Below are 15,786 nucleotides of genomic sequence, written 5' to 3'. Positions count from 1 at the left end.
ATTACTGACCCAGGGCGGCCCGTACGGCCGCTTCCGCGTCGAGCATGGGTAGGCCGCCGGACCGGTCAGCCGACTCCACGAGCAGGGCACGGGTCTGGCTGGCGCTCAGCCCGGGATTCGCCGCCCGCATCAGGGAGGCGACACCACTGACCAGAGGCGCCGCGAGGCTGGTGCCAGCACGCCGGGCATAGCCTCCGGGGACGAGCACCAGCAGATCATCTGAGGCTGAGGTTCCCGCGCACAGCGTGCTGCCGGCCCCACCGGGAGCGACCAGGTCGAGGGCGCGGGGAAACTGGGCGGTTGGGCGCGCGCTGTAGCAGGCCAGGGCGCCTGGATCCGGTCCCACTGCGCCGACAGCCAGCACCGCGGGGTGGCTCGCTGGGTAGTACACCCCCGTGCCGTTGGTGTTGCCTGCCGCAGCGACAAGGACGGCCGTGCGGCCTGCTTCGGCAAGCGCCGCATCCAGCGCCGCGTCCCCGGGGTCTTCCGGCAGTCCCAGGCTCAGGTTGATCACGCGGGCACCCTGCTGCGTGGCGTACTGCAGGGCCTGAACCAGTGTGCTGGTGCTGGCGGAGCCCTGACGGTCGAAGACCCGGACCGACAGCGCGGTCTGCCCCTCCCAGGTAATGCCGGCCAGCCCCAGCCGGTTATTGGTCGCGGCCGCGATCAGGCCCACGCTCGTCGTGCCGTGGCCGTACGTGTCGGTGTCCGGGCTGTTCTGTCCGGTGAGGTCAACGGTGGCCTTCAGGCGCCCGGCAAGGTCCGGATGGTCCGCATCCACACCGGTGTCGAGCACTGCCGTGGGGGCGCCACGCGGCGTTTTCCCACATGCGTCCAGCGCGGTCCAGGCCTCCGGGAACCCGATGCGGGTGAGGTAGGTCTGGGTCTCGTTGGGGCCCCCCGACATGCCGCCGTTGCCCGGAAATCCGGGGTCGTTCGGGCGGACCTCGAGGGCGTGGTAAAGGAAGTCCGGTTGAACGTGGACTCCCTCGCGCGCCAGCCGATGGGCAAACGCCTGATCCGCCATGCCGGCGGGGGTGTGCACCAGCCACAGGTCCCTGGCGAGGCGAGAGGTCTGTGCCTGGAGCACGGAGGTACCCGGGCCAGGTCCCTGAACGAGCATCTGACCCGGCACCCGGGGCATGGACCAGTTTGAGGCGGGTGTTCTGGCCATCATTCCAGAAAACGTGCCCGGAAGGGAAAGGACACTGGCCGTGGAGGCCGAAGCCGGACGGCAGGCGCCGGGAGCAGGGGGTCCACCTTGGCGTGGGTCCTGGCAGGCCACACACAGCAGGGCAGGCAAGAAAAGAAGACGGAACTTCAAGGGAAGACCTCCGGGGTCAGCGCGTACCAAAGACGGGCCCACTCAGTGTAGGGGAGTTCTCCCTCTCCAGGGGACTGGCGGCGAGGAGGTCAGCTTCTCAGAGTGCATGACAGGGGGACCTGGGCACCGACGACGGACCTTCACGTTGCCCGCAGGAACCTCAGCGAAGCGTGGACAGCGCGCGGTAGTGTGGACAGATGACCAATCCCTCAGCCAATCATGTGAGTTTTCGCAGTGCGGTGAGCGACCGCAACGTGCTGCCTGGGTGGACTTCTATTCAGGGTCAACCGGACCGACTCGAGGTCCAGATTGATGTGGATCCTGCAGATCTCTCGCGTGATGAGGCCTGCTTGCTGATAGAGGCCTGGGTGGGCACGACCCTGGCGCTTCAGAGTGTCCTTCCGATGCGGGTCTTCCGCACTCCTGATCCCTGGTGCGTGTTCCTGCCGGCTCAGGGGCGTTTGCACCTGCGGGCTATCGACCTGCAGCCCAGTCCACCCTTTATGGCCGGGCAATGGATCACGGTGGATCCCACCGCAGCGCCCCTGAGCGTGACCCGTGTGGCCGTGAAGTTTCCTGACCGGTTGCCGCGGCTGATGCCCCGCTCCTGATTCACGGCGTGCCCTAAGCCTTCCTGACCTTGGACGCCGCGCGGCTTCTGCTCTTGATGGGTGCGCGGGGGAAGTGGAGATGCAATTACCCTTCACACCCGAGCGCTCGCAGGACGTCCTCAAAGTCGAGAGGATTGATCTTGGTGGGGGGAGGCAGATCTTCTTCCAGAATGCCCTGATCATCCACTTGCTCCCCCGCGGTCTGCTCGGCAGAGGACGGATGTAAAGCGGCGAGCAGTCGTCCAAAAGGAACTGGCAGGAGGGTCATGGATCAGAGTTACAGAGAAAGGGTCTGGGTGGAAAGCCCACGGTTTTAACCCTGATCGTTACCCACAAGTCGATCACACTGTGGCATGGAGACCCAATGGCTCGATCCTTACCTGTGGGCTGAACAACAGTGGAGTACCCTCCGCCTAGGTGACCCTCGCCGCACACGGCGTGCGGTTCAACTTGGAACTGCACTGGCGTCCTGTCCAGAGGGCTCACTTCCGCAACAATGCGGCACCTGGGCTGAACTCAAAGCCGCCTACCGGCTCTTGGATGGATCAACACTCGACCACCCGTCAGTCTGTCGTGCGCATTGGCAGCACACCCGAGCACAGGCCGAGCAGACCGCTCGGCCTGTGCTGTTCATCCAGGACACGACCACCCTGGATTTCAGTGCCCATCCCGCCACCGTCGGCTTGGGGCACATCGGAGATACGCACGGGCAGGGTCTAATGGTGCATACCGCCCTGACCGTCACGACCAAAGACGCCGTCCCGCAGATTCTCGGCTTGGCTTGGCAACAGACGTGGACTCGTACGGCGGTCAACAAGGGCCATGAGACGCGCTCAGAGCGTGCAAAACGTCGTACGGAGTACGACGTCTGGGCCGAAACAGTGCAAGCGATTGGACCGGCACCACCAGGCTGTACTTGGGTGAGCGTGGGGGACCGGGGCAGCGACGTGTTCAGCTATCTGCGCATTGCTCGGCAACTCGACTGGCACGTGCTGATTCGATTGGCCCAGAATCGGTGCGTCCGCACAGCCCAGGGGGACGACAAAATCTTGGACTGGATGCGCCGCCATCCCCCGGTATCGACGATCTCGCTCTCACGCCCCGCCGAGCAGGGGCGGCCCAAATGCGAAGTCGTCTTGGGGATTGCCTACGATGTGGGGTGGCTGTACGCCCCCAAAAATGGAGCAGAGCGTCATCATCCGGCTCAGCAGGTGTGGTGCGTTCGAGCGTACGACCTGGCAACGGGAGGCCAGGAGTTGGAATGGGTGCTGTTGAGCACCTTGCCCGTCACCACCATTGATCAAGCTCTGGAAAAAACCACGTGGTATGCGTCCAGGTGGTTGGTCGAGGACTATCACAAGTGCTTAAAAACAGGCTGTCGCATCGAAGATCGACAGCTCAGGACGGCCGAACGTCTGACCCGCCTCCTTGGATTTCTGTCGTTGGTCGCTGTACGACTCCTGTGGTTGCGGAACGCGTCGCGTTCCGCAGGTGATGAGCCAGCGCAGTCTTACGTTCCCACACCTTTGGTGCAAGTCATCGCAACCCGGTTGAGACAGCCGGTGGAGGAGGTGCAGCTCCGTACATTCTGGCGTGCTGTGGCAGCGTTAGGTGGTTTTCTCGGACGAGCAGGAGACGGCGAACCCGGCTGGCAGACCTTGTGGCGCGGCTGGCTCCGACTTCAGGATTTGGCCTGGACGCCCCAGTCCATCCAGGGTACTTGTGGGTAACGATCAGGGTTTTAACCGTGGGATGTAGAACCCAGGCCGCCCGCAGGGCGGCGATGCTGAAGCGGTTAGCCGAGGGCTGAAGCATCGCCCTGGAACGTGGGCAGGCCAAGCCCTTCCAGAACCTGGTTCGCCCGCCGCCGCTCGCCGGGCGTGAGTTCCGCCTCCAGCCCGGCAAACAGTTTGTACCCCCAGGAGGAGCCTTCGTCATTGAGGCACTGGCACTCCCGCACCGCTTCCACGATTTCCGAGACCCGCCGCTTCTTTGCCATGCCTCAGTCTCCCATATCTTGCAGACCTTCGCAAGTTCTGTTAGAGTCAGAACGTGGCTACGGCAACCCTCACCCTCAAGCTCCCGTTCCTCGACTTGAACACGGTCAAGGCGGGGGAGTTTGAGCGGTTGCAAGCCCTCAACACCGAAGTTGCCAACGGGATTCTTGGGCTGCCCCATGAGGTGCGGCGCAAGTTGACCACTGCCGCTTTTGGGCACGTTGAGATTGGCTCGGCCTGGATGAACCAGACCATCCGCAACGTGAACGCCAAGAAGAAGGCCAAACACTTCCGCCTTGTGCCCCTGGAGACGAACAACCAAAATTGGACGCTCCATAAAGTCGGGGACACCTACTCGGTTGGGTTCGGACTGCTGCGCGGCGTGAAGAAGCGGATTCCTCTGACCGTCCATCAGAGCAAACACGGTGAGGTGCTGGAGCGGATTCTCAGCGGCGAGGCCAAACAGGGCACGCTGCGGCTGACCCGTTCCAAGCGCGGCGTCTGGTACGCCTGCATTTCGGTGAGTTGGGACGTTCCCGACCCGCCGCAGACCACCCGCTTTATCGGGGTGGACAGGGGCCAGAACCACCTTGCCGTAGCAGCAACGCCCGAAGGGACTCCGAAGTTCTGGACGTTCGCCCGTATCCGGCAGATTCGCAAGCACTACGCCGCCAAGCGGCGCAGACTGCAAAAAGCGGGGAAGCTGAAGACGGTGAAGCGTCTGGAGCAGAAGGAAGCCCGGACGGTGAGGCACATCAACCACATCATCAGCAAGGAAGTCGTGGCCTACGCCCGTCAGCATGGGTGTGGGATTCGCCTGGAGGACTTGTCGGGCATCCGTACCAGCAAGCAGCCCAGGGGAGTGAAGCGCAATGCCGCCCACAACCGGGACTACTGGCCGTACTACGACCTTGAGCAGAAGATTCTGTACAAGGCGGGTTTGAGCGGAGTCGCGGTGGAGAAGGTGCCGCCGCAGTACACGTCCAAGACGTGCTGCAAGTGCGGGGCCATCGGTGAGCGGCAGCGCCATGATTTCAAGTGCGAGAGATGCGGATACCGGGGCCACTCCGACCACAACGCCGCTAGAAATATCGGTGCGTGGGAGGGGATGGCCTGCCCGCTGGAGCTTCATGTTGCGGCGGGCGGGGTGCATGGCACACCCCAAAGCTGGGTAAGTGAAACCAGTCCGAAAGGGCTGGCGTAGCGAGAACCAGAATCCCACGGATTCATCCGTGGGAGTGTCAAGCAGGACCTCCCCGCCCACATAGGGGCCAGCTAAAGGCCACTGAATTGAAGAGTGGGCAAGCAGGGTGGCCAGGGTCAGGCCGCGGCGGCTGAACGCGCCACTGGGCTTTCCCGGCCACCGTCATTCTCCTCTCCCGAGCCTCGGCGACGGTGCTCAGCTCACCCTGGCCTGGAAACACACCCGGGCCGTTGGGTTCCTGCTGCCCCAGGGCAGGATGTCGACCGTCAGGGTCCGCCCGGACAGGGCGGCAGCGTCGTCGCCGGCAGCGAAGGTCAGGGTGGTGACGGTGGTGCCCTTGGTCAGCTGTACGTCCTTGCCCCCGTAGGCTCCGGGGATGGGGGTAAGGGTGCTGGCCAGGGTGTCCTTGAGATTGGCGACCGTCGCGTCGGCGACGCCTGTGCCTGGGTGGGTCGCCGTGAGGCAGTACTCGATCACGTCGCCCGGCCGACCGCCCACGTCCGCGGTCCCCGCCGTCCCTCCTTGGGTGACGTTGCGCTGGGTTTTTTGCAGGGTACCCGTAACATGGGCATTGACTGTCAGGGTCGCTCTGGCCTCGGCTGTGTTGGAGCCAGCAGTGGTGTCCACGCTGCCCACGGGGAGGGAGTTCACTTTGGAGCCGGTGGAGGTCGTTGTCACGTTGACGCGGACCGTGCAGCCCCCAGCCGGAATCCGGGTGTTGGCGGGGAGACTGAAACTGCCCGTTCCAGCGACCGCCGTGATGGTCTGCGCCGCGCTGCTCGAGGCTTGTGTGCAGGTTGTGGTCGCAGCCGGTGAACTGGCCACCACGACACCCGCCGGCAGCGTGTCCGTCAGGGCCGATTCGAGAAAGAACGGGCTGGGATTGCTGTTGCCGATGGTGAGGGTCACGGTCGTGTCTTCCCCCTGGATGACACTGCCTGAACTGAAGGTTTTGCTGATCGTCGGGACTGCAGGAACATTGTTGCAGTCGGACAGGTCGCTGGGCGCGTTGGTCGTGCTGGGAAAGTTGACGACAGTCCCTGTGCCCGTCGTGAGCCTTCCAACGAAGTTTCCACCGTCGCTGTGGGAAACATAGGTGGTGTTGTCCGCGCCGTTGATGGCAATCCCGTTGACGGTATTCACCGTAATAAACCCGCTGCTCGTCCTGAGCCGAACCGGGTCACTGGCGGTGAGGGTCGTCGCCGTGGCTGTCGGCGCACCGAGGGTGAAGTAGTAAACTCCGGATGTCTCACTTGTATTGGCATCCATCACCGCGTACAAGGTCGTGCCCACGAAAATGATGTCCCCACTGGTACTGGTCCGCTTGCTGTACCCGCCAGGAAGATTGATGGTCAGCGTGCGGTAGGTGGACGTGGCCAGGTTGACTTCGTGCGCCTGATAGTTGCTGTACAGCAGAAAGAGGCGCGGCGTGCCCGTGGAATTGTCAAAGGTAGCCCCGATGTTCACGGCCCCCTCAGCCGGGAGGGCAAGGCTTCCCACGACCGTGTTGGTCTGCGTCTGGGTATCGTACACATTCAGAATGTTCGACGTGCCTGTTCGGTTGATCCAGTAAAGATCGCCCGTCACCGGATTCAGAGCCAGTCCATTGATGGCGGTCACCGAAGCGGCCGCCTGATAGACAGGCTGGATGGTCTGGGCGACGGTGTTCACGAAGCTGAGTTGCGCCGTGCTACCACTGGTCGTCGTCGCGTACAGGCTGGTGCAGCCACTCGCCGCCAGACCTCCACCCGACAGGCAGGCCGCCAGGCCCAGCAGGCGCGTCCAAAAACGTTTCATTTGCGGTCCCCCGAGAAGTCGTCGAACACGAAGTCCAGTCGCAGGTAGGCGCCCGGCCGGGTGGGCTCGGCCGTCAGTGACGGAAAGCCGCCAAAGTTGTAGCCCAGGGTGAGGCCAGCCTCCGGAAGGATGCGGTAGGTGCTCTCGATCCCGAAGGCGTGGGCGGCCGCCTGCGTGGCCGGCTGATAGAGGCCGCGGTAGGCCGCGCCGACGCCCAGGTTGGGGGTCAGCCAGTACTGGCCCGCGAGGATCCCCTGGGCCGTCAGGCTCTGTGGGTCACCGGGCACCGCCTTGAGGGCGAGTTGGCCCCGGGTCTGGGTCTGGGGGGTGTGGTAGGTCAGGTTCAGTTCCGCGCCGAGTTCCTGACCGGTCTGGAGCGCGGTCAGCACGCCGGCGCGGTAGCGCAGGTAGGCCGCCGCTTGGACGTCTTCGCCCCGGTAGGTCAGGCCCGCGCTGTAGCGGTGTCCCGCGCCGCCCGGAGTCAGGACGCTGAGGCCGTCGGCCGTGAGCCCGAAAGGGGTGGGCGCAGGGCGCAGGGCATGGCTCACGGAGAAGCGGGCGGCAGTACTCACGCCCGGCTGGGCCCCGGCCGCGCTGCGGCTCACATCCACGCTGGCGGTCGCCACGGTCCGCGGGGTGTTGAGGCGCAGGTCCACGCTGCCCTGCTGCACGTCCGGAGCAGCACTGACCTGGGCGCCCAGATTCAGGCCCGGACGCAGCGGGAACGTCGCTTGTACGCTGCCGCGCGCCTGCCCCTCTTCCCCGCCTACACTCGGCAGGGCGTATTCGAGGGTGGCTGTGTAGGGGCCGGCCCGTCCGCTCAGGACCGCGCCGCTGGTCACCTGGATGTCCCCGTCCTGCACGGCGGCGGTGACGCGGGCCCCGACCGCGAGCTCGGCGCCGGGAGGCGTGCCCTGCGGCAGCGGCACCAGGCGGCTGACCTGAGCGCTGTACAGACCCGACCCGGTCGTGACGTTCTGCTGGGCGTCGAGCCGGGCGCTGTAGGGCCCCTCTTTCCAGCGCACACCGGCATTGATCCCGGTGCCCTCCAGGGTACCGGTGCCGCTGAAGACGCCGCCCGTGAACTGCCAGCGGGCCGACGGGCTGTACTCCGCGGTGAGGCCCGCGCGCGCCCCGCTGCCCTGGGAAGTGCGCTGCGCCTGGACGTCGGCCCGGACGCCAAACTGCGAGGTGACCTTGCGGGTCACTGAGCCCGCGAGGCTCTGCCCGGCTTGCCCGGTGCCGCCCTGTCCCTGGTAGCCCACGTCCTCGTGGGCCGCACTCAGCGCCCAGGTGACGCCAAAGGCCGGGGCCGCGCCGTCTGCTTGCAGCTGGGCCCGGGTCAGGCGGTCCCCCGGCGTCACGGCCGCGGCCGCCTCGGCCCGGTACGTGAGGGGCCCGGAGCCGTCGGCCACGTTCAGCCGCGCTCCCAGGGTCACGTCGGTGGCGCTGGCGTGTACGCCCGCGCTCAGCGTGCCCTGCGCCTCGCCCCAGCTCACGTCCCGGCTCACCGCGAGCAGGCCGGCTGGGTTGAGGCTGTGGTCCGCACTGGGCCCGCGGACCAGGAGGCGCACGTCCACGTCGGGACCAGGGGCAGGGGGCAGCGGGCGGGCGAAGGTGACGTTGCCTGCGTCATCGATCACGAAGTCCTGACCGCGCTGCAGTTCCTCTTCGGTGCTCACCCCCTGCCGCGTGGTGCGCAGAAAGAGGCGCACGCGCAGGGGATCCAGGGAAAGGGGAAGACGGGCGATTCGGGTGCCGGTCAGCGGCAGTTCGACTTCCAGCGTGTTGCCGGCGAAGGGCGCGAGGTAGGCCGTCACGCGCGTCTGGCCCTGGGTGGTGACCCTCAGGGTGTCGCCGCTGTCGGGAGAGGCAAAGACCGGGTCCTGCGCCGCATTCCGTGCATACAGGGCCGTGAAGAGGGGATGGTCGTAGCGGGCGGCGAACACCCCATCCGCCTCGAGGGGCCGCCCGCTTTGCCCGCTGTCCCCCAGGGACGGAAACCGCGTGTCTGCGGGGATGTCGGTGTGGGCCCCGCTGGAGTCGACATTGACCGTGAGCTGCCCGCCCTGAATGGGGGCCTCGACGGTAAAGCGCGCTTCTCCCTGGGCCTCGAGCCGGCCGTCCGGGACCTGGAAGGTCGCCGACGCCACACCCACCACCGTGCGGCGCGTGGTGGCCAGCACCGTGAGGGGCAGCGTGACCGGGTGGGCATTCACGTTGAGGATGACCTGGGTGCTTCCCGGCGTGCTTCGCGGCGCGAAGGTCAGGAGGGCCTCCGAACCCACCACGGCGATCTGGTGCCCGGACTGGGCCAGGTCTGCATCGGGCGTGGTGAGCCGCAAGGCTCCGGCGCTCTCCACCGTGACGGTCGGCACCACCGTGGGGAGTCCCTGGGCGTCCACGACCTCGACCGCGAGCTTGACCGGGGTATACCCGTCGGCGACCGCCCGGACGTTCTTCGCCCGGGCCCCCTGGGCGCTGCCCGCCACCTGCACAGTGAGGGTGTCAGTAACGCCGCCGCTTTCGGCCGTCAGGGTGTTGATGCCGGGTTTCAAGTTCACCCCGATGAACTCCCGGGTGGTTTCTTCGGCATTCGGGTCGTCCACCCGGCGGCCGATCTGGCTCTCGGAAACGGCCACCCCGTTGACCCGGAGGCTCAGGTCCGCGTCCAGGGCCGTGCGGGTCAGCACGTTCACGCTGCTGCGGCCACTCAGCACCGCGCCCTGAGCGGGCGAGCGAATCAGGCCTTCGCGCAGCGGAACTGCTGGGGCACTGGGTTTGCCGGGCGTGTACGTCAGCGTGCCGCCCAGCGTCTCACTGAGCCCTGTCTCGTAGAGGACGGCCACGTCCGGGGCCTGAACCACGCCGACCTCCGCCACGCTAAAGCGCAGGGTCAGGGTGATTCCGGGCTGAGAGAGCCGAAACAGGCTGCCCGCCTCACCCATCTCGGGATCGGCTGCGGCCTGCCCATTGACCTGCACGCTGCCGGGCACGACCGGGGTGGGCACCCGGATCAGGACCTCCTGCACCCGGTCCGGCAGGGTAAAGGTGAGCGTGATGGCCTGGGCTTGGGGAAGGGCGGCAGGTGCGTCCTGAGCAGGCAGGGCCCGGTCTTCCGGGCCTTCCTGGGCTTGCCCGGCCCCGCCGAGCAGCAGGGCCCCGAGCAGCAGGGCGTGACGGCTTAAGGACATGGCGTCTCCTGGGGACGAAGGTCGGGCGTGCCGGGGAGGATCATCTCGTGGCCCGCCTCGCTGGGCAGCTGGACCAGGGGGAGCAACGGGCCCAGCGTCAGGCAAGTCGGGGCAGGGCGGCGGTTGCGCACCCGCACCAGCGTCTGGTAAGGCCCGGGTTCCACGGTCACGTCGGCGTGCTCCGTCTGGACCGTCCACTGCCAGGCCAGCGTCAGCGTATTAGGCAACAGGGGAAAGTCCTGCACGGTGAGCGCGAGCACCTGCACCGGGGCCGTGCCCGGACCGCTCAGACCTTGCCCGGCCTGGGCAGGGGTCGGAAGGCGGTAGGGCACGCTGCGGGGATCGAGGCGCAGCGCGTGCAGGCCGGCGGGCACGTCCCGGAAGCTGTACAGCCCGGAGGCGTCGGTCAGGGCCTCGCGGCCTCCCGCCAGCAGGACCCGGGCGCGCGCCACGGGCGTGTCCCGGCCGGCGTCGAACCGGGCGTTGCCGTCGCGGTCCACATAGACCCGGCCCACGATGTCATTGCCCGAGGTGCTCAGGCGGGAGCGCAGCGTCACCTGTGCGGTCGCGACGTTGCTGTTCACCACCGCCACGACCCGGCCCTGTTTGCCCAGCGCGGCCGCACTGACCGCGTTGTTCAGCGGCGTGCCGTCGCTGGTAAGGGGGGCGTGGGCGTTGTAGGTGATGGTCGCCCCCGCTTTCGGGGCGAGGATACCGACCGGGACAGTCAGCCGGCCGCCGGCGAGGGTTGCGGGAGTGGCCTGCCCGTTGACCTTGACACTGTCCAGCAGCACCGTGAGCCGACGGTCCGGTACGTCCGTCACGACGGTGCTGCTCAGGGTCGTGTCGGCCGGGTTGGTGACGGTGACGGTGTAGCCGATCAGGCCGCCCGCATCGACCGTCCCGCTGGAGGCGGCCTTGGTGATGAGCAGGCGGCTGGTAAAGACCCGGATGATCGCGGGTGGTGTGCTGCGGGTGCTGCCCCCCTCCCCGGTGGCCACGGCCGTATTCTCGATCTCCGTGTCGTCGGGCACCGAGGCGGCGACTGTGGTCACGACCGTGTAGACCCGCGTCTCTCCGGCGGCCAGGTCGGTGCGCCAGGTCACGCGGGTGCGGCCCCCGTCCAGCGCCTCGGTGAGCACGCCCTCGGCGCCCCCCTCGACCGCCACGTAGGTCAGCCCCGCGCTCAGCACGTCCTCGATCTGTACGCCGGACATGGCGATCCGCTCGGGGTTGGTCACCTCCAGGCGGTACCGCACGGTGTCCCCCGCTTCCGCGGTGAGGTCCCCCTCCACTGCCTTGGTGATCAGCGGCGCCCCCACCTGCGACCGCACCCGCAGCGCCGCGCCGAGCGTTCCGTCACAGCCGCTCAGGAGCGTGCCGGTGACCAGGCCGCTGCTGAGCGGCACCACCGTCAGCAGGACCTGCGCCGACCCGTCAGGGTCCAGGGTGACCTCGCGGGCGGGGGCCTCGTCCGGCTGCCCGTTGCCGTTGCCGTCCACGGTGACGTTGACGGTGCCCTCGCCGTCGAGGCGGGCTTGCAGGGGAAAGGTCCGGCGGGCGTTGCCAGTGTTGGTCAGCGTGTGGGCGGCGGTGACCGGGTCGCCCGGGCGGGCCGTGCGTTCGGTCAGGGTGGGCGTCAGGGTGGCCGCACACACCTCCTGCACGGTGACGCGCACGGTGTTGCTGGGCACGCTTCCGGCGGCGTCCTCATACGTGGCCGTGTTCTCGATCACCACGCCGGGAGGCGTTCCGGCCGCGAGCAGCAGCGGGAGGAGCAACGTCAGCAGGGAGGTTCTGGTCATGGATGTCGGGGTTCCTCATAGCGGTGCAGGCAGGGAGTTCCCCGTATGGGGTCAGCCCTGCCTGCACGGGGAGCGGGGGATTAGTTGCTGGTGCCCGTGTCGCGGACCTTGACAATCAGCACCATGCGCAGGGTCTGGTTGGGCTGGAGCAGGTCGTTGTCATCGACCGTGCCGTTGCCGTCCGAGTCCAGGCCCACGTACACGAAGGGGCCATTCGCCGGGTTGGTGGTGGTGGCCAGGGCCGTGGGAGTGATGTTGTTCCAGGCCAGGCGGGTGTTGCTGAACAGCACGTCGGCGCTGGGCTGGGTGGTGCTGCCGCTCACCGAGCCGAACACGGTGTTCACAGGGACGTAGTCGCGCAGCGTGGGGAAGCGGAGCGCGGCCGAGCCGGTGTTCGTCACCGTCACGGTGTAGCGCAGGTAGTCGCCGGGCTTGGCGGTGGACGCGTTCAGGGTCGGGGCCGCGCAGCTGGCGTCGGTGCTGCAATTCTCGACCACCTTGCTGACGCTGGCGATGCCGCGCTGAACGGTGATGGTGTCGGTGTCGCTGACGGCCTGTCCCTGCTCGACGCGGTTGTCGTAGGTCGAGGAGTCGGCCACGTTCGAGTACACCGTCAGGGTGTTGGTGAAGCCCTGGCCGTTCGTGGTGCCCACGGCCGGCGTGTAGGTCACGGTGATGGTGTAGGTCTGTCCGGCGGCCAGGTCACCCGCCGCGCGCAGCGCCGCTTGCAGATCGGTGTTGCTGACGGAAGTGCCGGTGCCGTTGTTCACGACGGTGTAGGTCACCCCGACGCTGGGCGTGTTGAGGGTCGTCGTCGCGACTAGGTTGGCGGCCACGATGGGCGTGTTGCCGGTGTTAGTCAGGGTGTGGGTCACCGTCACGGCCGCGTTGGGGGTGGCGTTGATCGTGTTGTCGCCCTCCAGCGTGAAGCTCAGGATGGAGTTGACCGTGATGGCTCCGACGTTGCCCTGATCCTTCTGGCCCGTGTCGCCGGCGCTGGTGGCCACGAGGTCGACGTAGGTGATCTGGTTGCCGGAAGCGTTGGAGGGGACGGTGTAGCGCACGAAGACCGTCTGGCTCTCGTCCGCGTCCAGGTTCGGCAGGCTGGTCACCACCGTGTCGCCGGGGCCAAATACGCCGTCGCCGTCATCGAGGTAGATGGTCGCCGTCAGCGGGCTGCCGGTCACAGGATCGATCACCGTGAGGTTGAGGGTGTCGGTACCGTTGCTGTTGTTCGTCACCGTGTAGGTCAGGGTGGCGGTGGCCCCCGGCCCGGCCGTGACCGTCTGACCGGGTTGAGCCACCGTGCCGTTCGGGCTGACGTTCGGGTCGTACACCTGGCTGACGGTGACGTTTACCGGCGTGGTGCTTTCGCTGGCCGTCTGGCCATTCACGTCGGTGTACTCGAACAGACCGGTGTTGCTGATGGTGCTGCCGGCGGGGGCCCCCGCGGCGAGGGCGCTGGTGGCGGCGGCGAGCAGGGCAGTGATAAGCAGCTTCTTCATGGTGAACTCCAGGGGAGAGGGCAAGATCAAAGGGGCCGTGGGGCTTGGCGTCTCAGAAAAGCGTGCGGGGTATTGCGGTCGTCTTACAGGCCGTCGTCGTTCCGGGCAGGGGTGCCTCCAGTTGTGGTGCCGTCCCGCACGTAGCCGACAATCTTGAGACGCAGGGTGCCGCCGGCGGCGAAGGTATCGGAGGGATCGATGGTCGTGTTGCTCCCGCCATTCTCCACGGCGACGTAGAGCCGGTCGGAGCCACCGGTGAAGGTGCCGAGACTGCTGACCTCGGTGCTCCAGGTGGTGCCGTCCTTCGAGAACTTCAGCACGCCGCCGAAGCTGGTGGTCGCTCCGACCTGGGTGATGATGAAGTTGGCGGGCAGAAGGTCGCTGAGTCGGACGTTGGTGAGGGTGCCGCTGCCGCTGTTGGTGGCCCCGAGGTAGAACACGACGTACTCGCCGGGTTTGGCGCTGACGTCGGCCGTTCCGGCGGCGGTGCGGGCAGGGCAGGCCGTGCTGCTGGTGCACTTGGCGACGGTCTTGGTGACCTCGGCCACTCCCCGCTGCAGCAGGGCGGTGTTGGTGATGGTGGCCTGGGGGTCGCCGTCGGGGGCGTTGTTGACGGCGCCGCTCGTCACGGGGCTGTAGGCCTTGAAGGTCAGGGCCACCTGGCTGGCGTCGAGGGTAGTGAGCGCGGGGGTCACCGTCACGGTGATGGTCAGGGCGCTCCCACTGGCCAGGCCGGTGCCGACTGCGTTGTCGATCAGGGGGTCGAGCGCGCTGCCCGTGAAGGTGCCGCCCGGACCCGTCACGCTGTAGGCCGTCGTGAAGGCCGTGTCAGCGATGCTGGTGCCCTTCAGGGTGGTGGCGACCGTGGTGCTGGTGGTGATCTCGGCCGCCGTCAGGGTGGTGTTGCCGGTGTTGGTCAGGGTGTCCGTGAAACTGACGCTGCCCCCGGCCGCGACGGTTTTCGTCTGGGTACTGGCGAGCGCCAAGTCGATGGTGCGTTCCACGGTCAGCTGCCCGACGTTGTCGGTGTCGGTCTTGCCAGCGTCGCCCGCCGAGGTGGCCGTGAGGTTGAGCTGGTGCGCGCTGCCGGCGGCGCTGCCCCCACCCGTGCCTGCAGGCACGGTGTAGCGCACGAAAACGGTGCGGGTGCCGTCCGCGGGCACGTTGGTCAGGCTGGTGACGGGGGTGTCGCCCGCATCGTAGCTGCCCACCGTGCCGCTGGTGGGGTTGTCGAGATAGATCCCGGCGATGCTGCTTCCCTGCGCCGTGGCGTTGGCGGTGAGGGCGGCCAGATTGATGCTGTCGGGGCCGTTGCCGGTGTTGGTCACCGTGTAGGTCAAGGTTCCGGTGGTTCCAGCTTGGACGGGCACGGTCTGTCCAGGAGCGGCGGTCGTGCCGTTCGGCGTGACAGTGACGCTGTACACCTGTTGCACGTTGACGTTGACGGTATTGGAGGTCAGGGTGCGGGAGGTGACGCCGTCGTTCAGGTCGAGCGTGGCGGTGTTGCTGATGGTGGTGCCGGCAGGCGCCCCCACCGCGAGGGCCAGGGAACCGCTGGTGAAGAGCAGGGCCGTGAGCAGGAATTTCTTCATCCGCAAGCTCAGTTGACGCGAATGCGGTGCGCGACCGTGACGGTGCCCTGGACCCCAGACAGGTCATAGCGGACGGCCCGGTACTCGTTTTGGGGAGCCGCCACCTCCCGGGTGACGGTCTTGCCGTCTTCCTGGACCGTGACTTTCTTCATCGGCCGCGCGCTGAAGGGGCCCTTGGCGTCCAGCGCGTAGCTGACCTTGACGCCCGTGCTCGCGCGGGCACTCCCGGAGACGTACGTGGTGTTGGCGGGGATGGGCACGGTGAAGCGCGCACCCTTCTCCTTGCCCGTCAGCTTGAGGGTGCTGCTGACCTGCAGAAGATCCCCGGGACGGGTCGTCTGGGTGACCTCCAGGCGCTCCACGCTCTTGCCCGCGACCGTGGTGGTGGTGACGCGCTGCATCGTCAGCACCGGCTGCGCGGGCTGGACCGGCGTGACCGCGGCGGCGGTGGAGAGAAGAGACAGACCGAGGGAGCTGCGAAGGCGTTTCATAGTGACTCCTAGAACAGAAAAAGACCAACGAAAACCAGACAGCGCCCATACGGGTCTCGCCATCTGCTTCGTCGGTCGCACCACTGGCTCAGCGTACAGCAGGTGCCCGGATAGGCGGTACGCTTCACAGCCTCGAAACTCGGACCAACGTAGATCAAAGGAAATCCCCTGAATCTTACTGCGTTCCTCATCTAGATCTCATGTAGAGAAACACCCGTTCGCCGGTTCTGGCAACTTAACGCTGATAGGCTGCCGAGCTGTGACTG

10 protein-coding genes, 2 pseudogenes and 1 riboswitch are annotated in these 15,786 nt (G+C 67.0%); of the genes and pseudogenes, 4 read left to right on the top strand and 8 right to left on the bottom strand.

The features are described from left to right. Position 1: 1 nt before the first annotated feature. Complete coding sequence (locus tag QOL99_RS02370) at positions 2–1,090, bottom strand: S8 family peptidase (protein ID WP_285521018.1); 1,089 nt, start codon at positions 1,088–1,090, stop codon at positions 2–4. Between the two features lie 431 nt (positions 1,091–1,521). On the opposite strand from QOL99_RS02370, the gene QOL99_RS02365 reads away from it, so the two are divergent. The 3 genes and pseudogenes from QOL99_RS02365 to QOL99_RS02360 form a co-directional block, all read left to right on the top strand. Then, the gene (locus QOL99_RS02365; RefSeq protein ID WP_285521017.1) at positions 1,522–1,935 is read left to right on the top strand and encodes a uracil-DNA glycosylase; all 414 of its coding nucleotides are present in this window, start codon (positions 1,522–1,524) and stop codon (positions 1,933–1,935) included. A 353-nt stretch (positions 1,936–2,288) separates the two neighbouring features. After that, positions 2,289–2,465, top strand: a pseudogene (locus QOL99_RS17940) (IS4/Tn5 family transposase DNA-binding protein); the annotation flags it as partial. Positions 2,466–2,468: 3 nt separating this feature from the next. Continuing rightward, positions 2,469–3,665 (top strand): annotated as a pseudogene (locus QOL99_RS02360) (IS4 family transposase); the annotation flags it as partial. Between the two features lie 65 nt (positions 3,666–3,730). Here QOL99_RS02360 and QOL99_RS02355 read toward each other — a convergent pair. Beyond that, on the bottom strand, positions 3,731–3,934 hold the full coding sequence (locus tag QOL99_RS02355; RefSeq protein WP_285521015.1) for a hypothetical protein: 204 nt from the start codon (positions 3,932–3,934) through the stop codon (positions 3,731–3,733). Between the two features lie 53 nt (positions 3,935–3,987). Here QOL99_RS02355 and QOL99_RS02350 point away from each other — a divergent pair, with 53 nt between their 5' ends. After that, the gene (locus QOL99_RS02350; protein ID WP_285521014.1) at positions 3,988–5,136 is read left to right on the top strand and encodes an RNA-guided endonuclease InsQ/TnpB family protein; all 1,149 of its coding nucleotides are present in this window, start codon (positions 3,988–3,990) and stop codon (positions 5,134–5,136) included. 195 nt (positions 5,137–5,331) lie between these two features. Here the strand turns inward: QOL99_RS02350 and QOL99_RS02345 are convergent, their stop codons facing one another. The 6 genes from QOL99_RS02345 to QOL99_RS02320 all read right to left on the bottom strand — a co-directional run bounded on the left by QOL99_RS02345 (position 5,332) and on the right by QOL99_RS02320 (position 15,520). Then, positions 5,332–6,933 carry a DUF7933 domain-containing protein gene (locus QOL99_RS02345; protein WP_285521013.1) on the bottom strand — a complete coding sequence of 534 codons (1,602 nt, stop codon included), beginning with the start codon at positions 6,931–6,933 and terminating at the stop codon, positions 5,332–5,334. Then, positions 6,930–10,127 carry a hypothetical protein gene (locus tag QOL99_RS02340; RefSeq protein ID WP_285521012.1) on the bottom strand — a complete coding sequence of 1,066 codons (3,198 nt, stop codon included), beginning with the start codon at positions 10,125–10,127 and terminating at the stop codon, positions 6,930–6,932. The genes QOL99_RS02345 and QOL99_RS02340 overlap by 4 nt, the downstream gene beginning before the upstream one ends. After that, complete coding sequence (locus QOL99_RS02335) at positions 10,118–11,932, bottom strand: isopeptide-forming domain-containing fimbrial protein (RefSeq protein WP_285521011.1); 1,815 nt, start codon at positions 11,930–11,932, stop codon at positions 10,118–10,120. The genes QOL99_RS02340 and QOL99_RS02335 overlap by 10 nt, the downstream gene beginning before the upstream one ends. Positions 11,933–12,012: 80 nt before the next feature. Then, on the bottom strand, positions 12,013–13,437 hold the full coding sequence (locus QOL99_RS02330; RefSeq protein ID WP_285521010.1) for a hypothetical protein: 1,425 nt from the start codon (positions 13,435–13,437) through the stop codon (positions 12,013–12,015). Positions 13,438–13,520: 83 nt separating this feature from the next. Continuing rightward, positions 13,521–15,029, bottom strand: coding sequence for a hypothetical protein (locus QOL99_RS02325; protein ID WP_285521009.1), 1,509 nt, complete (start codon positions 15,027–15,029; stop codon positions 13,521–13,523). 8 nt (positions 15,030–15,037) lie between these two features. After that, on the bottom strand, positions 15,038–15,520 hold the full coding sequence (locus QOL99_RS02320) for a hypothetical protein (protein WP_285521008.1): 483 nt from the start codon (positions 15,518–15,520) through the stop codon (positions 15,038–15,040). 60 nt (positions 15,521–15,580) lie between these two features. After that, positions 15,581–15,664, bottom strand: a riboswitch (cyclic di-GMP riboswitch). Between the last annotated feature and the right edge of the window lie 122 nt (positions 15,665–15,786).

It is taken from the genome of Deinococcus rhizophilus (assembly GCF_030271215.1).
GTDB classification, from domain to species: Bacteria; Deinococcota; Deinococci; order Deinococcales; family Deinococcaceae; genus Deinococcus; species Deinococcus rhizophilus.
Note: the sequence above shows the minus strand (reverse complement) of the source record. Positions and strands in the feature narration are given on the sequence as shown.